Here is a 23,047-nt window from a genome sequence, read left to right on the forward strand (position 1 = left end):
GAGAGACCGGACGTGACGCCAAGCCAGGCCGCGCAAGGAGACGCCGCGGCGATCGAGGGTCGTTTGCGATGAGCGACGAGAAAACCGGGGCGAAGGAGGCGCAAGCGGGGCCGGGGCGCACGGTCACGCCGCTGCGCGCTTTTCTTTTGGGCGCGCCGCGCTTCGAGGTGGCCGGCGCGCCGCTGGTGTTCCGCTCGCGCAAGGCGGAGGGGCTGCTGGTGCGCCTGTGCCTCGACCCCGGCGGCCGCGTTTCGCGCGAGACGGCGGCCAATCTCTTCTGGGGCGACAGCTCAGAGCATCATGCGCGCTCCTCCCTGCGCCAGACGCTGCTGATCCTGCGACGGACCCTCGAGTCGGCCGGGTTCGACGGGCTGCGCAGCGACAAGCTCACCATCGAGCTGGATCTTGAGCGGGTCGATCTCGATATCGACGAGATCGCGGCGGTGCCGACCCGCATCCCGCCGCGCCTCTTGCGCGAAAAGCGCCTGTCGGAGCGTCTGGTGGAGGGCGGCGAACTCGTCGGCGATGCCTTCACCGGTTGGCTGCGGGTGCGCCGCCAGCAGTTGCACGATCGGATCCGCGCCGCGCTGGAGCCGGCGATTGCCCTGCGCGCGGCCCAATGGGGACGCACCGAGGAAGCGGCGCTCGCCCTGCTCAACCTCGATCCCACCCATGAGCCGGCCTGCCGCGCCTATATGATCGCCCGCGCCGCGCAGGGAGACTATACCGCCGCGCTCAGGGCCTATGAGGACCTGTGGAACCTGCTGGACGAGGATTTCGACAGCACGCCCTCGGGAGAGACGCAGGATCTCGTCGTCGACATCAAGCTCGGTCGCTTTCCCGAGTGGCTCCGGCAGGAGCAGGCCCGGCTATCCGCGGAGACCGCCGCGCCCCCGGCCCCCGTTGCCCGCAAGGCAGATCCGGCGCCGGCGGCGGGCGAGGCGCGCCCGGCCGGTGCTTCGGCCGCGTCCCAGCGTCCGGTCATCATTCTCGACCCGATCCTGCAACTGCAGGAGTCGGACGAGGAGGTGCGCCTTGCGCGCGTCTTCCGCCACGACCTGATCTCGCGTCTCGTGCGGTTCCGGGAATGGTCGGTGGTCGACGGCCCGACGGAGGAGCTGCTGCGTTCCGCCGTTCCGCTCTACCGCGTGGCGATCAGCACGCTGCGTTCGGGCCCGCGCCTGTCCTACTCGGTCACGGTCAAGAACTCGCACACCAACGCCTTCGTCTGGGGCCAGAACGCCGAGGTCGACGTCGAGGACCTGTTCGCGCGCCAGTCGTCGCTGGTCGCCGACATCGCCGTGTCGATGAACATCAGCATCTCCGCCGAGCGGCTCTCCAGTCTGGCGCGGTTGCCGGAGGCGTCCCTCGACCACTACGACCGGCTGCTGATGGGGCAGCGCCTGCATTACACCTGGCGCATCGAGGACACCTATCGCGCGGAAGAGATCATCTCCGCGCTGATCGAGGAAAACCCGCGCTTCGGGCCGGCCTACTCGAGCCTTGCCCAGATCCTGAACTCCCGCCACATCGTGTTCCCCGGTCACCGCCACACGCCGGAGGCGCTGGAGCGCGCGGCGACCCTCGCCCGCACGGCCCTGTCGCTCGATCCCTTCGATTCGCGCGCCGTGCTGTGCGCGGCCTGGACGGCTGCCCTGCAGCGCCGGTTTTCGGCCGCCGAGGAGGGGCATCGCCAGGCGCTCCAGCTCAACGACAATGATCCGTGGACGGCCCTGTCGGCGGCGCATGGTCTCGCCTACGCCGGGCACGGGCTGGAGGCGGCGCGCATTGCCGGACGGCAGCGCGATAGCGGTCTGCTGACCTCTCCGCTGCATTGGAGCTATTACGTCGGGATCATGTTTCTGAGCGGCAACGACGCGCAGGCAATCGACGGGTTCCGGCAGCTCGACGGCGGCTATCTCGGCGTCGAGGCGTGGTACGTCGCGGCGCTGGCGCTCACCGGGGACACCGACGAGGCGATCGCGCAGCGCCGGCTTCTGGAAGCGCGCATCGCCGAGCGCTGGGTGCATTCCGAGCCGCCGAGCCGTGCCGACATCGCCCGCTGGATCGCGAACTGCTTTCCGATCTCCGATCCGGACACATGGGAGCGTTTTCGCGACGGCTTGGCCCGCGCCGGCCTGGATCTGCCGCCGGACCTGGCCCCCTGACATGGCTCCCGAGGCGGGGTCGGCGGCGCGGGCCCCCTGACGTCGCTTCCTGAGGCTGCTCTTCGAGGCTGCCCCCAGAGGCGACCAGTTGAGGCGACCAGTTGAGGCGGCCAGTTGGGGCGGCCCGCTGATCGGCTCTCCGCCACGGTGTTTTGACACCGCGCGCAGAGGAACCGCGCGCAGACCTCGACCCGACACGGCGACGTCCTTCCTGCGCTTTTATCCCGCGGCTTACGCCTGCGCGGCAAGCCCCGCTTGTCACGACCCGCGCCGGCGCATCATGGCCGGCTGGCGCCGGTCAGGTGCACACGGCGATGGTGTAATCCGCCACCCGATGCAGGAAGAAATCGGAATGGGAGATCCGCTCGTCGCCGCACGCCATCTCCGCATAGAACGGGGCGAGCGGGTAGGGCTCGTCCGTGCCCTCGGCATCGTTGCGGGCGTATCGCTCCAGCGACTGTTCGATCATCTTGCGCGGCGGGAGGCGCAGGAAGAGCACCTCCTCGGAGGGCTGCACCACCTGAAGCGCCTTGAGATGCTCCGGAACGCTGGCGATGTCGCGCCCCTCGACCTCGGCCTTGAAGTCGGCGAGTGTCTCGGGCCAGGGCTTTCGACCCGTGGCATAGGCCGCGATGAGCTCTCCGAAGGCCTTGTGGTCGTGGATTTCGACTTTCTTGAGTTCGGCCGATGCAAGCATTTCGAGACTCCTCCTGTTCGACAGGCTGGTCGACATGCGCCGGCGGTTCCCTTCACCACGGGCGCTCTACCACGGCGCGCTCCATCAAGGCGCGCTTCACCGTTGGCGCTCCACCAAAGAGACTTCTTCACGGCGCTCCGGCGCGCGCCTCCTTCACGGCGCTCCGGCGCGTGCCTCCTGTGCGGCCCGCGCCGGCGATCCCCAGGCGCCCGTCCTCCGTCGTCCGGTCAGGTGGCCGGCGCGGTGGGGAGCGCTTCCTTACGGCGCGGCGGACCCCGTGTCGTCGAGCCAGAGGACCAACTCGGGCATCGTTCTCGGGACGGTGGTGCCGAAGATGACCTTCGCGGCTTCCGAGGCGACAACGGAATTAGACGGCGCTTCCGGGTGCGCGTCAAGAATGCCAAATATACTTTCTGCAACTATAAGAGAGGCGAGGGGGCCGAAGGTCCGCCCGCCGGTCGCGACCGCCGCCTCGATCAGGTAGTAGAGAACGGGGGGCGGGTTCTGCACGAGCCCCTCTTCCATCTCGCCGAAATCGACATCGGGCTCGCTGCGGATCCACAGGCGCATGGCGTCGTGGCGCAAGGCGGTGTCGCCGAGCCACGGCGAGGCCTCGGCGAGATCCGGATATGCCTTGCGCGCACGCGCGCACAACGCGTCGATGCGATGGACGCCGGAGACGGTGCAGCGGAGCAGGTCGCGATAGGCCAGGCCGGCCGGCTTGTGCGGCGCGGGTGGCGGGAAGAGCGTTTCATCCCAGAGCGGCTCGGCAAGCGCAGGCGACAGGCGGCGCGAGGGCTGCGGCCTGCGACCTGCCGGGAGGTCGAAGAAGTCTCCCCATGCGACGGGCCGATCGCGCTCCGACGGCGGGCGCGCCGGTGCGCGATCCGGCGTGTGCAACAGGATATCGTGCAAGGGGGTGGAATCCGGCTCGTCCGGCGAAAGACAGTAGCGCGCGCGGATCATGGCATGGCCGAGGCGCAGCGCGGCATGGGCGAGATCGGCCGCGGTTGCGCAGCCTGGCCCGGCCGGACCGGCCGGCGCGCGGTGTCGTGCCTCGAAATACGCCCGTACGGTCGGGTCGAGCAGGCGCGCCAGCAGGTCGTGGCGAAGGATGCGCCGGTAGACATGCGTCAGCGCCGCCCGCACCACCGCGAAGTTCATCGCGCTCGCTTGCGGGGATTCCGCCGCGCGCCCGTGATCAAGCCTGTCCATCGCGCGGTTGTGGACGCGCTGAAAAAGCGCCGTGAATTGCGACAGGATCGCATTGTCATCGTTGCGGGCATCGGCGATCAGCGGGATCGACACCGGGCATTTGCCATCCTCGACCGTGGCCCGCCCGATGCCGATGTCGGCCGGCGCCAGACGAAAGCGGGTCGCGGGAAACTCTGCATGCCTGTCGGTCCGAAGGCCGGGCGCGGAAGCATAGCAGCCCGCCTGCATCGCCGGGCCATGACCGTAAAGCGTCTCGAGGGCGAGGGGGCGCGTGCGCAACAGACGCCGGTCGGCGCCGTCGCCGAGATCCGCCTCCGCGCCCTGCCGAAGCAGATCGTGGATCGCGAACTGGGCCAGAAAGGCGTAGCCGGCGGGGATGGCGGGGTTCAGCGGCTCGTCCCCGTCCCCGTTCCCGTTCCCGGCCCCATCGAGTCCCGATGTGCCCGCGAAGGTGGCAGGGGTCCGGGCGAGCTTGCGCGTGATCTGTTCGAAGAGATATTCGGTCGCGCCCACGTCGGTCTCGCCGGGACGCCCCGGCGGCTCGAGGCCGATATAGGTGTCCCGCGTCGCGGCGACGGGCTGCGGATCGCCGGAGGCCTCGGGTCGCGGAGACACCGCTCGCGCCGGGGCAAGATCATCCGCGGCAGGAGAGGGTCCGGAGCTGTCCGCCCTCGATGAGCGCTGCCGAAGCTGGAGTTCGATCCGCTCCCGCAAGCCCTGGCTGGCCACCCCTCCATGCATGTGAAGCCCCGCTGTTCGTCCGGTTTATCGCGCCGAGGTCCGTCCCCGCTCTCGTCGCGCCCGGGACGCCTTGCCCGGCGCGTCGCCCGGGCTCCGCTTCCGCGGTCGCGGCGTCCCGGTGACCCGGCTCCCGTGTCTTCCTCGTGTCTTCGGCCCGCCGATCACGCCGCCGGACGAAGTTTGCAACCCGCGCTCATTTCGCCCCGTCTCGAGGCTCGTCTTCGAGCCCCCGTCTTCGAGCCCCCGTCTTCGAGCTCCCGTCCAGAGCCCCCGTCCAGGGCCTCCTTTTTCGAACTCCCGTTTCGAGCCCGGACGGATGTGTCGGGGTTACGCGCAGGCGTAACCGGCTTCGCGCGACACGTGACCGGCCCGCCCGGCACCGGGAGCCACTTCGGCTCCGGCGCGGAACACGGTTCCCCCCGCAGGCCATCGGCATCAGGCCCATCAGCATGCAGCCTATGGAGAATCGGTATTATGTGTGCACGTATGGCGTGATATGATCGTCATCGGCCAGGCGAGGGGCGCCATCCTGCGAAGGGGCGGGCCGCGTCGGGTCGCAGTCGGGCCGCGTCGGGTCGCACGGGTTACACGCGCGCCGTCGCTCTTGCGCGGGGGTGCGGGCACTCCGGTCGTTTGCCCACGGCCTTCTGCTGCCCACGGCCTTCTTTTGCCTACGACCTTGGGCGGTCGTGCAATCTGGCTGTTTCCCCGGCGCCGGGGATCGCCTAGACTCGCAGTGCATCCGGTGGAGGGTTACGCGCGTTCGCGGGCCCGTTTTGCTGACCACGAACCGCCGATGCGCGACGACATTCAGGGGTGGTTGATTGCTCGGATGACAGGGAATGTCCCCAAAGTCCTCCTTGTCGAGGACACGCGCGCGCTTGCCGAGACCTACAAGGCCTATCTCGTCCCGCTCGGCTGGGACGTCACATGCCTGGAAACCGGCGCCGAGGCGATGGAGGCCATCGCGTGCGAGGCGCCGTCGGTGATCGTGCTCGACGTCAATCTGCCGGACGGCAACGGGCTCGACCTGCTGCGCCGGATCAAGAGCCGGGACGTGCCCTGCGAGGTCGTCGTGATCACGGGCAAGGCGTCGGTCAGCATGGCGGTTGAGGCGATGCGCGAGGGCGCCTTCGACTTCGTGATGAAGCCGTTTTCGGCGGACCGCCTGCGCGTGACCCTGCGCAACGCGCTGGATCGGCTGACGCTGGCCAACCGGCTGGAGCAGATCGGCGAGGAACTCGAGCCCGAGCGGTTCGAGCAGATGATCGGCCGCTCCTATGCCATGCAGACCGTCTATCGCATCCTGCGCAACGCGGCGCCGACCAATGCGACGGTTTTCATCACCGGCGAGAGCGGGACCGGCAAGGAACTGTGCGCCCACGCGCTGCACGCGCAGAGCAAGCGCGCCGCCGGGCCGCTGATCTCCATCAATTGCGCCGCCATTCCCGCCGGCATGCTGGAGAGCGAAATCTTCGGCCACGCCAAGGGGGCTTTCACCGGCGCCGTCGGCGACCGGCGCGGCGCGGTCCTGTCGGCCGACGGCGGGACGCTGTTCCTCGACGAGATTTGCGAGATGAACCTCGACCTGCAGTCCAAGATGCTGCGGGTCCTGCAGGAAAAGACGGTGCAGCGGGTCGGGGAGGACCGCACGCAGGCGGTCGACGTGCGCATCGTCTGCGCAACCAACCGCGACCCGGAAGCCGAGGTCGCCGCCGGGCGCTTCCGCGAGGATCTCTACTATCGCCTGCATGTGGTTCCGGTCGATCTGCCGCCCCTGCGCGCGCGCGACGACGACGTGCTGCTGATCGCCCGGCATTTTCTCTCCCTCTTCGCGCGGGAGGATGGCAAGCGGTTCCGCGGCTTCACGCCGGCCTGCGAGGACGCGATGCTGTCCCATGCCTGGCCGGGCAACATCCGCGAATTGCAGAACACGATCCGCCGCGCCGTGGTGCTCAACGACGGCGAGTGGATGGACGAGACCATGCTCGGGCTGCCGCCCGGCCGTGGCGCGGGCGGGCCCGTCGCCGGGCGCGCCATCGCTCCGGGACCGGGTGGCAACGGGGCGGGCGCGCGAGCGATCGCGGGGGGACGTCCCGCAGCCGGGAGCGCGGTCGCGGACGCCTCCGGACCGGCCGCGGACGGGCCGCGCGCCGAAGCGCCGCCGTCCGAGGGTGCGGGCGATGCCGGGGGAGACGCGCCGGAGCGGATCGAGCCGCTCGACAGCGTCATCCGCGCCACCATCGAACGGGCCATCGCCCTGTGCGACGGCAATATCCCGCGCGCCGCGCATGCGCTGAAGGTGAGCCCCTCGACGCTCTATCGCCGGCTGCAGACCTGGAACCAGACCCCGGCGGGCGGGGCCGGCACGCCGGCGTCCGAGGCGCGCGGCGATTTGACCTGACCGCTCAGCTTGCGGCGGGGCCCGCGCCGGGCGTGCTCCCGGCCTGTGTCGCGGGCTCGGTGTCTTCCTCGGCCTCCGCCGGCAACGCGGCGTTCATGTCCTGCCGGGCGCGGGCGACCTCGGCGATATGCGCCCGCAGATCCGGATCGCGGGCGAGCAGGCTTTCGAAGTCGGTCCGCGACAGCACCAGCAGATTGCAATAGCCGAGCGCCCGGACATCCGCCGTGCGCGGCGCGCCCGTCAGAAGGGCGATTTCCCCGAAGACCTCGCCCCGGCCGAGCCGGATCCGGCGGCTGCCCGTCGACACTTCCACCGCGCCCGAGGAGATGAAATAGGCGGCGTCGCCGCGCTCGCCCTTGCGGATCAGCACGTCGCCGGGCACGGCGAAGCGCGGGCGCATGAGCCGGGCGATCGCCTGGATGCGGGTCTCCGGCAGATCGCGGAAGAGCGGCACCTGCGCGGTCAGGTCGTGAATGCGCATGCCCATGTCGAGATGCGGCCGCCGGTCGGCCTCCGCCCGCCCGTCCTGAACGCTCTGGGCGAGATTGGCGTGCAACTCCTCGCCGATGAGGTTTTGTTCGAGCAGCGCGCGATAGCCGTCTTCCTCCAGACGCAGCGCGGTCTTTTGCAGGAAGCGCCGGTCGAGCTCGTCGGCATAGTCGGGATATTGCAGCCGCAGCGCCTCCAGCGCGGTGTTGGTCGCCTCGCGCCGGCTCATCAGGATTTCGGTCAGCAGGTCCGCCACGCGCGCGCCGAGCAGCGGGGCGATGCGGGACGTCGTGAAACCGCGCAATTCGTCGAGCACGATCCGGTTCAGCAGCAGCATCTCGTAGCGGTCGGCCAGCAGCCGGGCCAGCCAGCGGTCGTATTTGAGCGTGCGCTGGCACCATTGCGCCAGCCGCATGGTGCGCGGAAAGGCCAGCGCCTGGCGCGCGGCACGGTTGTACTCCACCCGGCCGCCGGAGCGCGCGCTGTCGGCGATCCGCCCGAGCCGGGCGAGCAGGTCCTCGGCGGTGTGGATCGAGGTCGTGCGTTCGCGCAGGTGACGCAGCACGATCTCGCGTTCGCGGTTGGTGAGCGACACCAGTCCGATGGTGATCCGGTCGCGGTCCTGGACGTCCTCGTCCAGCCGCGCGGTGCCGGCCGCCTCCTCCATGCGCTCCGCGCAGGCGTCTTCCACCCGGCTCGAGACGGAGGCGGCGATGCCATAGTCGGCGGCCGCGCGCGCCACGCCCTCGCGCACGTTGGTGCGGGCGAGCGCCAGCACCTGGTTGCGCAGGGCGCGGTCGATGGGGCTCAGTCGGTCGAGCCCGAGCACCGCGATCAGCGGCTTGAGCGTGGTGCCATAGACCAGCAGCGTGAACAGCACGAAGCCGGTGGCGAGCACCGCGACGAAGCGCTGGACCTCCGGGTCGATGGCGGCGTTTTCGGTCACGCCGAGGGCGAGCGTCAGCGTGATGGCGCCGCGCATGCCGCCCCACAGGATCACGGTCTTGAACGGCAGGCTGACCGGCTGGGCGAGCTTGAGGGCGCTCAGCAGCGGCAACAGCGCGAAGAGCACCACCGCGCGGGCGACGAGTGCCGCCGCAACGAGCAGCAGCAGCAGGCCGAGGTCGGCCCAACCCACGTCGACCAGCAGCTTCGGAATCAGGATCGAGGCCAGCATGAAGACGAGCGAGGAGGCCCAGAAGGCGATCTGGTCCCAGACCGCGTTGAGATAGGTCCAGCCGTCCGGCGTCACCCGCGAGGGGCCCGTGAGATTGAGCAGAATGCCGGCCGCCACCACGGCGACCACGCCGGACACGCCCGCCAGATGCTCCGCGCCCAGATAGACGAGATAGGGCAGGGCGACGCTGAGCGTGACCTGCGCCAGGCGGAAGTCGCGCACCAGCGGAAGCAGGCGCACGAGCGCCTGCCCGCCAACATAACCGAGCGCGATCCCGCCGGCGAAGCTCCAGAGGAAAAGCGCCAGCCCGTCGACGATCCGGGGCGTGGCCCCGCCGGTCAGCGCCGACAGCAGGATCACGAAGAGCGCGATGGCGGCGGCATCGTTGAGCAGGCTTTCGCCCTCCACCAGACGCACCAGACGCGCCGGTGCGCCGATGTCGCGGAAGATCGAGACGACGGCGACCGGGTCGGTGGTGGCGACGATGGCGCCGAGCAGCAGGCAGGCGATCAGCGACACCGGCGAAAACGGCGCCAGCACAAGTCCGATCACGGCGGTCGCGACCAGCACCGCGACCACCGCCATGACCAGAATGACGCCGCCGTCGTCGATCATGCGGCGGATGTCGAGGGTCAGCGTCGTCTGGAACAGCAGCACCGGCAGGAACAGATGCAGGATGCCCTGCGAGTCGAGCGGCGGGTCGACGAAGACGGCCGCGATCTCGTTGAAGGCGTCGGTGCTGGGCGTATACAGCAGCCAGGTCGCGAAGAAGCCGATGGCCACGCCGACGAGGGCGAGCAGAACCGACGGCGTGACCCCGAGCCGCCGGGCGAGCGGCTGGATCAGCGAGATGACCACGAGCAGTCCGGCGGTGGCGGCGAGAACGAGGGAGGCTTCCATGACGGGGCCGGTCCTATCGGGTTGGCGCGGGGCGGGCGCGGCGGGCCGTCATTGCGCGCCGCCACCCGGTGCCGAGGCGCCTGCCCGGGAGGCGGCCGACTTGCGCTCGGACAGGGCGATGCCGACCAGCACCAGCGCCAGCGCCGCCGCGTGATAGAAATGGAAGGGCTCGCCGAGCAGGCCCACCGCCAGGATCGACGACAGGATCGGCACCAGATTGATGAACACGCCCGCCCGTCCCGGACCGATCAGATCGACGCCGCGCATGAAGAAGATCTGCGACAGGAACGAGGGGAAGACCGAGATATAGGCGACGATCAGCCAGCCCTTGGCCGTCGGCATCTGGGTGGCGCCCTGCCAGAGCTCGACGAGGAAGACGGGCACGGAGGTGATCGCCGCGACCACCGACAGCACGGTGAAGAACACCATGCCGGACACCGCCGGGCGGTTGCGCAGAAGCACCGCGTAGAGCGAATAGAGCAGGCAGGCGAGGATCATCAGCCCGTCGCCGGGGTTGATCTCCAACTCCGTCAGCCGCGACAGGTCCCCCTGACTGGCGATGAAGACGACACCGGCCATGGTGATCGCCACGCCGATGGCCTGGACCGCGCGGATCGGCGTGCGCAGGATGACCAGCGCGCCGAGCAGCACGAACATCGGCATCGATCCCTGGATGATGCCGAGATTGAGCGCGGTGGTGCTGTGCGCGGCGATGTAGAACAGCGAGTTGAAGGCGGTGAAGCCGAAGATCCCCATCAGGATCATCACCGGCAGATGCGCCTTCAGGATCGGCCATTCGGCGCGCACCTGGCGTCCGTAGAGCGCGACCATCAGCCCAGACACCGCCACCCAGCGCAGAAACACGACGGCCAGCGGCGACACCTCGCCGACCGCCAGACGGCCGGCGATCGTGTTTCCGGCCCAGAACAGCGTGGTCAGGAACAGCAGGAGGATCGGCTTGGCGAACAGGCTCTGAACGGGGGCAAACGAGGACAAGGGCATGAAGGAACCGGTTTGACGGGGCGGCGAGGCGGCCACTTGGGCCGGTCACTTGGGAAAGACATGATCCGCCGCGCGACGTGCCGCACCGGTGAGGGTCCGGGCCGGCGAAACGCCGGCGGAAAGGCCAGTCTCGTATGACGAATTGCGCGGCCGGATGCAAGCGGCCACGCGTTCCGGCGTCGGGGAGACGGTCCGCCTCCTGTGTGCCTCGATCAGGTTAACCCGGGGATCGGGCCGATGGCGCGGTAGATCTCGAGCCGCGGATCGCGGCTGATGTCTCCGGGATTGGAGCCGGGTTCGCCGCTTGGGACCTCCATCCCGAAGTAGGCGTAGTACTCGATCCAGGTCGGGTGGATCTGGCCGGTGGCAAGGTCGCGAAACCGCATCGGGCGCTCGACGAAAAACGGCGCGCCGCCGTTGGCGTGCTTGAACATGTCGACCACGAGTTCGCTGCAGTACAGCGCGCTCTCGTCCGTCAGATACAATTGATCGTAGGGCGTGTTGCGTTGCGCGATGCCATAGGCCACCGCCGCGCCGATCAGGCCGCGATGGGGCGCCGCAAGGCGCCCGAGAAGGAGCCTCGGCGTGTCGTCCGTGCCATGGGACCGACGGGCGAAGACCTCCCACTTCGTCAGGCGCACTTCCGGATAGAAGGCCTCCAGCACAAAAGCGCCGTGGTGGGTCTGAACCACCACACCCATATGGTTCACCCGGGCGCCGCGATATCCGCTGGTGACCGCCGAGATCGCATTCTCGTCCCGTCCGATCACGCTGAAGGCGAAGTCCCCCGTCTCCAGGACCATCTTCTTGAACTCCGGGACCGTTGCATCTGGAGTGTCGATACGCACGGGAGTTTATGTTTCGGAAAAATTCGCGTCAAACGGGCATTTCGGGTGACCTTGGAGGCGTCGGCGTGGCGGCTCGATTTTTTCCGTTCCGGATCAAGTTCTTCCCATTTGTGTCAGATTGACCGAGTGATTTCTGTTTGGGAAAGTCCGGCACCGCCAAACTCCGGTGCGGTCGCGGCCCCGCCGCTGGAGCAGAGCGCCGGATCAGACCAACAGGGAGGGCCAGAGGCCATGGACCGTATCGCCGTTGCGGGCTTGAACGTCGCGCCCGAGCTTTATCGCTTTGTCGAGGACGAGGCCCTGCCGGGCACCGGCGTCGCGCCGGGGACCTTCTGGGAGGGTTTTGCGGCCATTGTGCGCGATCTCGCGCCGCGCAACCGCGCGCTGCTGGAAACCCGGGCCGAGATGCAGCGCCGGATCGATGCCTGGCATCAGGCCAATCCCGGGCCGGTGGATCTTGGGCCCTATACCGCCTTCCTGAAGGAGATCGGCTATCTGGTGCCGGAGGGCGAGGCCTTCACCGTGACGACCGAAAACGTCGATCCGGAGATCGCCTCCATCGCCGGGCCGCAGCTCGTCGTCCCGATCACCAACGCCCGCTATGCGCTCAACGCGGCGAACGCGCGCTGGGGCTCGCTCTATGACGCGCTCTATGGCACCGACGCGATGGGCAGCCTGCCGTCCGGCGGCGGATACGATCCCGACCGCGGCGCCGAGGTGATCGCCCATGCCCGCGCCCTGTTGAACGAACGCTTCGCGCTGACCGGCGGCGACTGGACGATGGCGACGGGGCTTGCCGTCGTCGACGGCCGCCTTCGGGTGGCGGGCGCGGGCGGGGCGCCCATGGCGCTGGCCGACGAAAGCCAGTTTGTCGGCTATCGCGGCGCGGCGGACGCCCCGGAGGCGATCCTGCTCAAGAAGAACGGCCTGCATGCGGAGATCGTTGTCGACCGCGGCAGCGCCATCGGCAAGACCGACGGGGCCGGGATCTCCGACGTCATTCTGGAATCCGCCATTTCCACCATCATGGACTGCGAGGATTCCGTCGCGGCGGTGGATGCCGAGGACAAGGTCGTCGCCTATCGCAACTGGCTCGGCCTGCTGAAGGGCGATCTGACGGCCAGCTTCGAGAAGGGCGGCCGCACGGTGGAGCGGCGCATGGCGGGCGACCGCAGCTACACCGCGCCGGACGGCGGGACGCTGACGCTGCACGGCCGCTCGCTGATGCTGGTGCGCAACGTCGGCCACCTGATGACAACCCCGGCCGTGCTCGACGCCGAGGGCAATGAGATCCCGGAAGGTCTGCTCGACGGCATGATGACGGCGGCGATCGCCATGCACGACATCGGCACCGGCGGTCCGCACGGCGGCGGGCGGCGCGGCAACTCGCGCGCCGGCTCGCTCTATATCGTCAAGCCGAAGATGCACGGGCCCGAGGAAGTGGCCTTCGCCGAAACGCTCTTCTCCCGCATCGAGGCGGCGCTGGGCCTTGCGCCCAACACGCTGAAGATGGGCGTGATGGACGAGGAGCGGCGCACCACCGTCAATCTCAAGGAGTGCATCCGCGCGGCCGCCGCGCGCGTGTGCTTCATCAACACCGGCTTTCTCGACCGCACCGGCGACGAGATGCACACCTCGATGGAGGCCGGCCCGATGATCCGCAAGGGCGACATGAAGTCGGCCGCCTGGATCCAGGCCTATGAGGCGTGGAACGTCGACATCGGGCTGGAATGCGGCCTGCCGGGCCATGCCCAGATCGGCAAGGGCATGTGGGCCATGCCGGATCTGATGCAGGCCATGCTGGAGCAGAAGATCGGCCACCCGAGAGCCGGGGCCAACACCGCCTGGGTGCCGTCGCCGACCGCCGCCACGCTGCACGCGCTGCATTATCACGTGGTGGATGTCGCGGCGCGCCAGCAGGAGCTCAGGAGTCGTGGCCGGGCGAAGCTCGAGGATATCCTCTCGATCCCGGTCGCCGAGCGGCCGAACTGGTCGGCGGAGGAAATCCAGGCCGAACTCGACAACAACGCCCAGGGCATCCTCGGCTACGTGGTGCGCTGGGTCGACCAGGGCGTGGGCTGTTCCAAGGTGCCGGACATCAACGACGTCGGCCTGATGGAAGACCGGGCAACGCTGCGCATCTCCTCGCAGCACATCGCCAACTGGCTGCGCCACGGCGTGTGCAGCGAGGCGCAGGTGATGGAAACGATGAAGCGCATGGCCGCCGTGGTCGACGGCCAGAACGCCGGCGATCCGCTGTACCGGCCAATGGCGCCGGATTTCGACGGCTCCATCGCCTTCCAGGCGGCCTGCGATCTGGTGTTCAAGGGGCGCGCGCAGCCTTCGGGCTACACCGAGCCGGTGCTGCATGCGCGCCGTCTCGAGGTCAAGGCGCGGCAGGGGGCGTAACGTCCGGCGTGACTTCGCCGGCGCCCGGGATGACCGGGCGTCGGCCCGCAAGACACTGCGGCCCGCTCCCGCCGGCGGTCGGTGCCGGGTCGCGTGTCAGTGCTGGGTCGAGCGAAAGGGCATGCCCAGCCGGCGGACGGGCTCATGCGCCACCCGCTGGCTGCGCAGAATGGCCTGCAGCCGCTGCTGCTCCTCGGCGGTATAGATGAAACGCCAGCCCGAGTGATCGCCCTGCCGCCAACGCTGCTCGGCCTGCAGTTCCAGCCCGTGCGAGAGGATGGCGAGACGGACGCTGACGGCGAACTTCGGCAGGTCCTCGCAGCGGATGCGGCATCCGGTGAGGCTGACGTCGAGCATGCGCGCCGGGATCGGCCCCCGCATGGTGATCACCATGACCTGCGTCGAGGCGCGGGCGCGGGGCGTGAGCCGCCGCTCCTGGGCGACGGGGCCGGAGAGCGGGTTGGATCCGCGAGATGCAAGGTTCGCCATCAAATGCCCCGTCACGAGAACTCGACAAAATAGAACCCCGGTGCAGCGCGCCGACACATGCAACCGGCCAGGGTGAAACGCCTTGCGTGAAACGCGGTCGCATGATCGGGACGCGCCGACGGGAAATCAAGCCCGGAGCGCCGTTTCCCCAAGGGCAGCGGCAAAGGCCGTTGAACTTTCGTCTGAATTTATACAATCTCCACGTGCGCCTCCCGTCAGAGGTCGTTCGATGCGGGTTGTCGGCGGCGGGATGACGCGGCGCGCGGCCGCGAATCGCGTTACGCGCGCCCGGCGGCATCCGAGGGCAGCGTGATACAGGCTTCGAGCCCGCCTTCGGGCCGGTTGCGCAGTGCCAGCCCGCCGCCATGCGCATGCACGATGGAGCGCGCGATCGAGAGGCCCAGGCCGATGCCGCCGGTATCCTCCGAGCGCGATTCCTCCAGCCGCACGAAAGGGTCGAACACATCGTTCAGCCGCTCTTGCGGAATGCCGGGGCCGCGATCGCGCACCGCGATCCGCAACCCGCTGTCGTCCCGCGTCAGCGCGATGTCGGCGGCCTCGCCATACCGCACGGCATTGTCGATCAGGTTGCGCAGGGCGCGTTTCAGGCTGAGCGGGCGCACCCGCGTCACCAGCCGCGTCGCCGGCGGTGTGAAGGTCACGGTCGCGCCCATGTCGCGATAGTCCTCGGCGATGGCGTCGATGAACTCGCCGAGATCGATGCGCGCCGCCTGTTCGCGCGAGGCCTCGTCGCGGGCGAAGGACAGGGTCGCCTCCACCATGCGCTGCATCTCGTCCAGCGTGGCGATGATGCGTTCGCGGTTCTCCTCGTCGTCGATGAATTCGGCGCGCAGACGCAGCGAGGTGATCGGGGTCCGCAGGTCGTGGCTGATGGCGGCGAGCATGCGGGTGCGGTCGCGCACGAAGCGCGTCAGCCGGTCCTGCATGGCGTTGAAGGCCCGGATCGTGCCGCGCACCTCCGACGGTCCCGTCTCGGGGATCGCATCGACGTCCTCGCCCCGGCCGAGCCGGTCGGCGGCGCTGGCCAGATCGCGCAAGGGCCGCGTCAGCCGGCGCACGGTCACCGCCACGATCGCCACGATGAAACCGGCCATCAGGCCGATGGACACCAGCAGCGGCAGGATGGTGTGCTTGGGCAGGCGGAAGCGCGTCGCGGCGTTCAACCAGCGCCCGTCGTCGAGCGCCACGCTCATGGTCAGCGACAGCGCCCCCGAGCGTCCGCGCCGGTCCCTGTCATGGTCGTCATCGTCGTCGTCGTGGTCGTCCCGGCGCAGGCGAAGGCGCGGCGCCGGAACCACGTCGACGCGCACCGCGCGCTCCGCGCCGAGCTCGCTCTGCAGCATCTGCTTCAGGCGGCGTTCGGCCGGATGGTTGCCGCTCGTCTCGAGCGCCGGCGCGTCGGCGATGCGAAACAGCAGGATCGGGCTGGACACGGCCCGGAGCACCTCGTCGTGCTGCTGCGGCGGTGTCGTCTCGATGAGACGCACGAGCGAGACGGTGCGCGACAGGAAGGTCGTGCGCGCCATCTCGATCAGCGCCCCGCGCCGCTCGCCGGCGAAGATCCACAGCGTGAAGACCTGGGCGAGCACCAGCGCGATCAGCAGCAGCGCGACGAGCTGACCGCCGAGCGAGCGCGGCCACAGCCGCAGGGCGGGCCGGCTCACGGGGCCGTCTCCCGGACGTCGGCGGTGAAGGTGTAGCCGCCGCCCCACACGGTCTTGATCAGCTCCGGCGTCTTGGGATCGGCCTCGATCTTGCGGCGCAGACGGCTGACCTGATTGTCGACGGAGCGGTCGAACAGTCCGGGGCTGCGGCCCGACGTGAGGTCAAGCAGCTGGTCGCGCGACAGCACCATGCGCGGCCGCTTCAGGAAGGCGATGAGCAACTGGAACTCGCCGGTCGACAGCGGCACGGCCACCCCGTCGGCCCCGGTCAGCAGCCGCTTGGGAACGTCGAGCGTCCAGCCGGCGAAGCGAAGCGTTTCCGCCTCCACCGGATCGCGGTCCTTCGGCACATGCGCGGAGCGGCGCAGCACCGCGCGGATGCGCGCCAGCAGCTCGCGCGGGTTGAAGGGCTTGGTCACATAGTCGTCGGCGCCGATCTCCAGACCGACGATGCGGTCGGTGTCCTCGGCCATGGCGGTGAGCAGGATCACCGGGGTCGCGCCGCCTTCCACCAGCGAGCGGCACAGGGACAGACCGTCCTCGCCCGGCATCATGATGTCGAGCACAACGAGATCGACGGCCGCCGTCTTGAGCGCCTTGCGCGCCTGCGCGGCGCTGTCGGCCATCGACGCCCGCAGCCCGTTCTTGCGCAGGTAGCGCGCCAGCGACTCGCGGATGTCGCGGTGGTCGTCGACGACGAGAATATGCGGGGCGTGGTCGGTCATGGTCGCGTCCGTCGGGCGTTTTTGAGTTTGTTCCGCGTGTCTTTCCGCCGTTGTAGCGCGCGGCTCCCGCGTCGGGGGAGGGGAAATGTAATCGAATGTATCGGGCGCGCGCCCTGTCACGGATTGCGACCGAATGCCGGGTGCGCGGAGATAGTTCTGCGACAAGCGCTGCTTACGTTGCCCTCATCGCAGACACGAACAAAGGAGATCTCGCGATGAGCACGTTCAAGAAGGTCGCTGTCGGCTCGCTCGCCGCCGTTCTGGTCGCCGCCGTGGCGCTTCCCGTGGCCGCCGATCGCTGGGGCCCGGGCGAGGGGCGCGGCTGGCACAAGAGCGGCTGGCATGAGGGGGGCTGGCACAAGGGTGGCCGGCATGGTCGCGGGCAGATGGCCATGCGCTTCATGGAGCGCTTCGACACCGACGGCGACGGCAAGCTGACCCAGGCCGAGATCGACGCGGTGACCGCCGGGATGTTCGGCGCGGCCGATGCCGATGCCAGCGGCGGGGTGACCCTGCCGGAGTTCAAGACCGCCTTCGCCCGCGAATTCGCCGACCGCAAGGTGCGCGCCTTCCAGCGCATGGACCGCGACGGCGACGACGCGCTCACCCGGGCCGAATACGACCGCATGACCGCGCGGATGGAAAGCCGCATGGATGATGACGATGACGACCGGCGCGGCTGGCGCAAGCGCTGGAGCGGCAAGCGGGGCGGGATGATGACGCACTATGACACCGACGGCGACGGCACCGTCACACCGCAGGAAATCGCCGCCGCGCGCGCAGCCCTCTTCGGCGATGCGGATCAGAATGCCGACGGTGCCCTGTCGCTCGACGAGTTCGAGAGCGTCTGGGTGGCGATGGCGGACGGGCGCATGGTGCGCATGTTCCAGCGCCTCGACCGCGACGGCGATCTGACGATCACCGAGGCCGAGGCCACGCGCCCGACCGCAAATCTCGTCGCCCGCATGGACCGCAACGGCGACGGCGTCCTGTCGATCGAGGACCGGTCGCGCCGCGGCTGGAAGGACCGTGACGGCAAGGGCCGAGACGGCATGCGCGGCAACCGCGACGACTGATCGGCGCCAGCGCGCGCTTTCGCAGCGCGCGACCGCGCATGAGCATGCGGGGCCTCGAGCCCCGCATGTCATGTCCCCGGGCCGGATCGGGGCGTGATCCGATGCGAGGGGCCTCACCCGGAGCATGCGGATTTTCCCTTGCATGTGACGGCATGTTGATTCATACAGATCGCGCCCAAATTCGCACGTGCCCGTGGTCGTTCAATCGCAACCCGATGGCGCCGCTCGCTAGGGCCCGGAGGTCACTCCGGTCGGAGCAATCCGATGAAGAGCGGCGATACGAACGGCTTAAAGCAACGACGTAAGAGGGCTTTTTTGGTCTCTGCCGGGGTTTCCAAGTCCCGGGGTCACTGAAGAGGCACTTGTTACATCATTGCCGGCCGGGCGGTTCGGACGATTCCGATCCAATCCAAGGCATCATCGCGGGACGGCCTCGAGCGCGCGTGCGCTTCAGCCCGACCGTCTGCATCTGTCGTCGAGCGCTGCCCGTCTCCATCGCGGGCGGTTTGTTCGTTGCCATTTGCGACCCTGCGGCCCGATCTGACACCGGGTGACTGCCATGACGGAACGAATCCGGCGCTTCCTGCGCCAGCGACGAGAGGACGGCCCTTGCGTGGTCGTCGACCTCGACAAGGTCCACGACAATTATCTCACCTTCGAGCGCGCCTTGCCCGATACCCGCGTCTACTACGCGGTGAAGGCCAATCCGGCGCCCGAGATCCTTGCGCTTCTGGAGCGGCTCGGCTCGTCCTTCGACTGCGCCTCCGTGCCGGAAATCGAGATGGTGCTGGCGACCGGCGCCGCGCCGGAGCGCATCTCCTACGGCAACACGATCAAGAAGGAGCGCGACATCGCCCGCGCCCATGCGCTCGGCGTGCGCCTCTTCGCGGTCGATTGCGAGGCCGAGGTCGACAAGATCGCGCGCGCCGCGCCCGGCGCCCGTGTCTTCTGCCGCATCCTCTGCGATGGCGCCGGCGCCGACTGGCCGCTGTCGCGCAAGTTCGGCTGCGCGCCGGAGATGGCGCCGGGCGTGCTGGAGCATGCCCATCGCAACGGGCTCGAGGCCTATGGCGTGTCCTTCCACGTTGGCTCGCAGCAGGCCGACGTCGAGGCCTGGGATCAGGCGCTCGCCGTCTCCGCGCGCATCTTCCGCGAGATGGCGGAGCGCGGCATTTCGCTCTCCATGGTCAACCTCGGCGGCGGCTTCCCCGCGCGCTACCTCAAGGAGGTGCCGGGCGTGCCGCGCTACGGCGAGGCGATCCTGCGCGCGCTCGCCGAGCATTTCGGCAACCGCATCCCGCAGACGATCATCGAGCCGGGCCGCGGCATGGTCGGCGATGCCGGCGTGATCGAGGCCGAGGTGGTTCTGATCTCGAAGAAGTCGGACGCCGAGGACGAGATCCGCTGGGTCTATCTCGACATCGGAAAGTTCAACGGGCTCGCCGAGACGATGGATGAGGCGATCCGCTATCCGATCCGCACCGACAAGGATCACGACCGCATGAGCCCCTGCGTGCTCGCCGGGCCGACCTGCGACAGCGTCGACGTGCTTTACGAGAAGACGCCCTACGAATTGCCCGTCAGCCTGTCGATCGGCGACAAGGTGCTGATCGAGGCCTGCGGCGCCTATACCACCACCTATTCCTCGGTGGCCTTCAACGGTTTCGATCCGCTGCGCTCCTACGTCATCTAGACGCGGGCCGCTTCAGCCCCGACACTGCCGGTCCGGACGTCGCCTCGCGCGCGTCCGGACGCGGCCGCCTTTCGACGGTCGGTTGCCCGAACGCGCGCGCCGATCCCGTTTGTTTTTGAACCTGAAAGACACATGCCATGAGCGAAGACGCCCGCCGGTCGAAGCCCGCCAAATCGCCCGCCAAATCGCCCGCCAGATCGACCACGAAATCTTCACCGAAGAAGACCGCAGCACCCGTCGCGGACGCGCCCGTCCCGATGGAGCCCGCGCCCTCGGCTCCGGTGCATCCGGTGCATGGCACCATCTCCGGCCCCATCGTGATGATCGGCTTCGGCTCCATCGGCAAGGGCACGCTGCCGCTGATCGAGCGCCATTTCCTGTTCGACGCCAAGCGCGTGACGGTGATCGACCCGGTCGACACCGACCGGGCGCTGGTGGAGGAGCGCGGCTATGCCTTCTCCAAGGTGGCGATCACGCCGGAGAACTATCGCGAGGTGCTGACCCCGCTGCTCACCGAGGGCGCGGGACAGGGCTTCTGCGTCAACCTGTCGGTCGACACCTCCTCGCTCGATCTGATGAAGCTGTGCCGGGAACTCGGCGTCCTCTACATCGACACGGTGGTCGAGCCGTGGCTCGGCTTCTACTTCGACGACAGCGCGGACACGGCGGCGCGCACGAATTACGCGCTGCGCGAGACGGTGCGCAGGGAGAAGAAAAAAAGCCCGGGCGGGACGACCGCCGTCTCCTGCTGCGGCGCCAATCCGGGCATGGTGTCCTGGTTCGTCAAGCAGGCGCTGGTCGACATCGCCCGCGACACCGGCACCAAGTTCGACGAGCCGACCACCCGCAAGGGCTGGGCGAAGCTGATGAAGAAGGTCGGCGTCAAGGGCATTCACATCGCCGAGCGCGACACCCAGCGCGCCAAGACCCCCAAGCCGATGGGCGCCTTCTGGAACACCTGGTCGGTGGAGGGTTTTCTGTCGGAGGGCTTTCAGCCGGCCGAGCTCGGCTGGGGCACGCATGAGACCTGGAAGCCGAAGAACGCGAAGAAGCACAAGAAGGGCTGCAAGGCGGCGATCTATCTCGAGCAGCCCGGCGCCAACACGCGGGTGCGCACCTGGTGTCCGACGCCGGGGCCGCAATACGGCTTTCTCGTCACCCACAACGAGTCGATCTCCATCGCCGATTACTTCACGCTGAAGGACGGCAAGAAGGTCGCCTACCGGCCGACCTGCCACTACGCCTATCACCCGGCGAACGACGCGGTGCTGTCGCTGCACGAGCTCTTCGGCGCGGCCGGCAAGGTGCAGGAGACCCTGCATGTGCTCGCCGAGGACGAGATCGCCGACGGCATCGACGAGCTCGGCGTGCTGCTCTACGGCCACGAGAAGAACGCCTATTGGTTCGGTTCGCAGCTCTCCATCGAGGAGACGCGCGAGCTTGCGCCCTATCAGAACGCGACCGGCCTGCAGGTGACCTCCGCGGTGCTTGCCGGCATGGTCTGGGCGCTGGAGAACCCGACGGCCGGCATCGTGGAAGCCGACGAGATGGACTATCGCCGCTGCCTGGAGGTGCAAAAGCCCTATCTCGGGCCGGTGAAGGGCTATTACACCGACTGGACGCCGCTGACCGACCGTCCGGGCCTGTTTCCCGAGGACATCGACACCTCCGATCCCTGGCAGTTCCGCAACGTGCTGGTGCGCTGAGGCGCCCGCGAGGGGACACCGGTCATGCAAAAACTCCCGGCTCCGGAGATGATCCGGAGCCGGGTTTTTCGCGCTTCTTCACGGCGCGATTGTCAGCGCGCGATGGGGCGTGCCGACGCGGCGGGAACGGGTCTTGGCGCCTGGGCCGTCGCTCCCCGTTGAGGACGACACTCTCATGGGCGGCGCGCGGGGGCTGTGACCCCTGTCACGCAAATGCCGCATCCCGCGCGTAAGGGGCCTGCGCCGTGTGACGGCGACGAGACGATCGCGCCGCTCGACGGCGCTTTCGCTTTTGCGCCGCTCGACGGCGCGGGGCCAAACGACTACAACGCCCGATCAGTGCGGTCCGGCCGTGGACGACAGATCCGGACCGTGACAGGGGAGGAACCCGTAGCAGCATGAAGCCGACCAATCCCGTTTTCACCGGCCTGCCGACGACGATCTTCGAGACCATGTCGCGGCTGGCGATCGCAACCGGCGCCATCAATCTGGGACAGGGCTTTCCCGACGTGGACGGGCCGGAGGACGTGCGGCGCATGGCCGCCGAGGCGCTGATCGAGGGACCGAACCAGTATCCGCCGATGCTCGGGCTTCCCGAACTGCGTCAGGCGGTGGCCGCGTCGAACAAGCGCTTCTACGATCTCGACGTCGACTGGCAGAGCGAGGTGATGGTGACCTCCGGCGCGACCGAAGCGCTGGCCGACACCTTGCTGGCGCTGATCGAGCCGGGCGACGAGGTGATCCTGATCGAACCGCTCTACGACTGTTACCTGCCGCTGGTGAAGCGCGCCGGCGGCATCGCCGTGCGCGTGCGCGTGACCCCGCCCGACTGGGCGCTGGATGTCCGCGCGCTCGCCGATGCCTTCACCGAGAACACCAAGGCGATCCTGCTCAACAACCCGATGAACCCGGCCGGCAAGGTCTTCGCCGAGGAGGAACTCGCCGCCATCGCCGCGCTGTGTCTGGAGCATGGCGTCTACGCGATCTGCGACGAGGTCTACGAACACTTGCTGTTCGACGGCCGCCGCCATCGTCCGCTGATGACCTTCGAGGGCATGCGCGAACGCAGCGTCCGCATCGGCTCGGCCGGCAAGACCTTCTCGCTCACCGGTTGGAAGGTCGGCTATGTCACCGCGCCGCCCAACCTGCTGGAGCCCATCGCCAAGGCGCATCAGTTCGTCACCTTCACCACGCCGCCCAACCTGCAGCGCGCGGTGGCCTATGGGCTTGGCAAGGACGACGGCTATTTCGCCGGACTGAGCGCGGAGATGCAGGCCAAGCGCGACCGGATGGTCTCCGGGCTTTCGGCGCTCGGCTTCGGCGTTCTGCCCTGCGAGGGAACCTATTTCGCCACCTGCGATCTCTCGCCGCTGGGGCTTGCGGGCGACGACGTCGCGATCTGCGCGCGCATGGTCGAGGAGGCGGGCGTCGCGGCGGTGCCGGTCTCGGCATTCTATGCGTCGGACGCGCCGAGCCATTTCGTGCGCTTCTGCTTCTGCAAGCAGGACCATGTGATCGACGGCGCGCTGCAGCGCCTCGGCACGTGGCTGTCGGGACGCGGCGCGGCGGTTGCCGGTTCCGCCGTCGCGGCCGAAACCACCGCCGCGGCCGCGGGGTGAGCGC

The 23,047-nt window shown here is 68.8% G+C and carries 15 protein-coding genes; 7 read left to right on the forward strand and 8 right to left on the reverse strand.

Annotated features, from left to right (window positions below; genetic code table 11):
- Positions 1-68 precede the first annotated feature (68 nt).
- Positions 69-2,168 carry a BTAD domain-containing putative transcriptional regulator gene (locus ABL312_RS03550; RefSeq protein ID WP_349360001.1) on the forward strand — a complete coding sequence of 700 codons (2,100 nt, stop codon included), beginning with the start codon at positions 69-71 and terminating at the stop codon, positions 2,166-2,168.
- A gap of 298 nt (positions 2,169-2,466) precedes the next feature.
- On the opposite strand, the gene ABL312_RS03555 is transcribed toward ABL312_RS03550, so the two are convergent.
- Positions 2,467-2,865, reverse strand: a complete 399-nt coding sequence (locus ABL312_RS03555; RefSeq protein ID WP_349360002.1) for a hypothetical protein — start codon at positions 2,863-2,865, stop codon at positions 2,467-2,469.
- Positions 2,866-3,123: 258 nt separating this feature from the next.
- On the reverse strand, positions 3,124-4,695 hold the full coding sequence (locus ABL312_RS03560) for a hypothetical protein (RefSeq protein WP_349360003.1): 1,572 nt from the start codon (positions 4,693-4,695) through the stop codon (positions 3,124-3,126).
- Positions 4,696-5,653: 958 nt separating this feature from the next.
- Between ABL312_RS03560 and ABL312_RS03565 the strand changes: the two genes are divergently transcribed.
- Positions 5,654-7,225 (forward strand): sigma-54 dependent transcriptional regulator, encoded by a 1,572-nt coding sequence (locus ABL312_RS03565; RefSeq protein WP_349360004.1) that lies wholly within the window; start codon positions 5,654-5,656, stop codon positions 7,223-7,225.
- Between the two features lie 4 nt (positions 7,226-7,229).
- Here the strand turns inward: ABL312_RS03565 and ABL312_RS03570 are convergent, their stop codons facing one another.
- The 3 genes from ABL312_RS03570 to ABL312_RS03580 all read right to left on the reverse strand — a co-directional run bounded on the left by ABL312_RS03570 (position 7,230) and on the right by ABL312_RS03580 (position 11,596).
- Positions 7,230-9,791: a cation:proton antiporter gene (locus ABL312_RS03570; RefSeq protein ID WP_349360005.1), complete on the reverse strand. Its 2,562-nt coding sequence runs from the start codon at positions 9,789-9,791 to the stop codon at positions 7,230-7,232.
- Between the two features lie 48 nt (positions 9,792-9,839).
- Positions 9,840-10,793 (reverse strand): DMT family transporter, encoded by a 954-nt coding sequence (locus ABL312_RS03575; RefSeq protein WP_349360006.1) that lies wholly within the window; start codon positions 10,791-10,793, stop codon positions 9,840-9,842.
- A 212-nt stretch (positions 10,794-11,005) separates the two neighbouring features.
- Entirely contained in the window at positions 11,006-11,596 is a 591-nt protein-coding gene (locus ABL312_RS03580) for a YiiX/YebB-like N1pC/P60 family cysteine hydrolase (protein WP_349360007.1), read from the reverse strand.
- 276 nt (positions 11,597-11,872) lie between these two features.
- Between ABL312_RS03580 and ABL312_RS03585 the strand changes: the two genes are divergently transcribed.
- A complete protein-coding gene (locus tag ABL312_RS03585; protein ID WP_349360008.1) occupies positions 11,873-14,050 on the forward strand; it encodes a malate synthase G in 2,178 nt (725 codons plus the stop codon).
- Positions 14,051-14,146: 96 nt separating this feature from the next.
- Here ABL312_RS03585 and ABL312_RS03590 read toward each other — a convergent pair whose 3' ends face one another.
- The 3 genes from ABL312_RS03590 to ABL312_RS03600 all read right to left on the reverse strand — a co-directional run bounded on the left by ABL312_RS03590 (position 14,147) and on the right by ABL312_RS03600 (position 16,949).
- Complete coding sequence (locus tag ABL312_RS03590) at positions 14,147-14,539, reverse strand: PilZ domain-containing protein (protein WP_349360009.1); 393 nt, start codon at positions 14,537-14,539, stop codon at positions 14,147-14,149.
- Between the two features lie 278 nt (positions 14,540-14,817).
- Entirely contained in the window at positions 14,818-16,224 is a 1,407-nt protein-coding gene (locus tag ABL312_RS03595; protein WP_349360010.1) for an ATP-binding protein, read from the reverse strand.
- The gene (locus ABL312_RS03600; RefSeq protein WP_349360011.1) at positions 16,221-16,949 is read right to left on the reverse strand and encodes a response regulator; all 729 of its coding nucleotides are present in this window, start codon (positions 16,947-16,949) and stop codon (positions 16,221-16,223) included. The genes ABL312_RS03595 and ABL312_RS03600 overlap by 4 nt, the downstream gene beginning before the upstream one ends.
- 215 nt (positions 16,950-17,164) lie before the next feature.
- Here ABL312_RS03600 and ABL312_RS03605 point away from each other — a divergent pair, with 215 nt between their 5' ends.
- The 4 genes from ABL312_RS03605 to ABL312_RS03620 all read left to right on the forward strand — a co-directional run bounded on the left by ABL312_RS03605 (position 17,165) and on the right by ABL312_RS03620 (position 23,043).
- Positions 17,165-18,025, forward strand: a complete 861-nt coding sequence (locus ABL312_RS03605) for a hypothetical protein (RefSeq protein WP_349360012.1) — start codon at positions 17,165-17,167, stop codon at positions 18,023-18,025.
- A gap of 559 nt (positions 18,026-18,584) precedes the next feature.
- The gene (locus tag ABL312_RS03610) at positions 18,585-19,718 is read left to right on the forward strand and encodes a type III PLP-dependent enzyme (protein WP_349360013.1); all 1,134 of its coding nucleotides are present in this window, start codon (positions 18,585-18,587) and stop codon (positions 19,716-19,718) included.
- A gap of 320 nt (positions 19,719-20,038) precedes the next feature.
- Positions 20,039-21,424, forward strand: a complete 1,386-nt coding sequence (locus ABL312_RS03615) for a homospermidine synthase (protein WP_349361334.1) — start codon at positions 20,039-20,041, stop codon at positions 21,422-21,424.
- Positions 21,425-21,822: 398 nt separating this feature from the next.
- The gene (locus ABL312_RS03620) at positions 21,823-23,043 is read left to right on the forward strand and encodes an aminotransferase (protein ID WP_349360014.1); all 1,221 of its coding nucleotides are present in this window, start codon (positions 21,823-21,825) and stop codon (positions 23,041-23,043) included.
- Positions 23,044-23,047: the final 4 nt, after the last annotated feature.

This window comes from Stappia sp. (assembly GCF_040110915.1).
Taxonomy (GTDB): domain Bacteria; phylum Pseudomonadota; class Alphaproteobacteria; order Rhizobiales; family Stappiaceae; genus Stappia.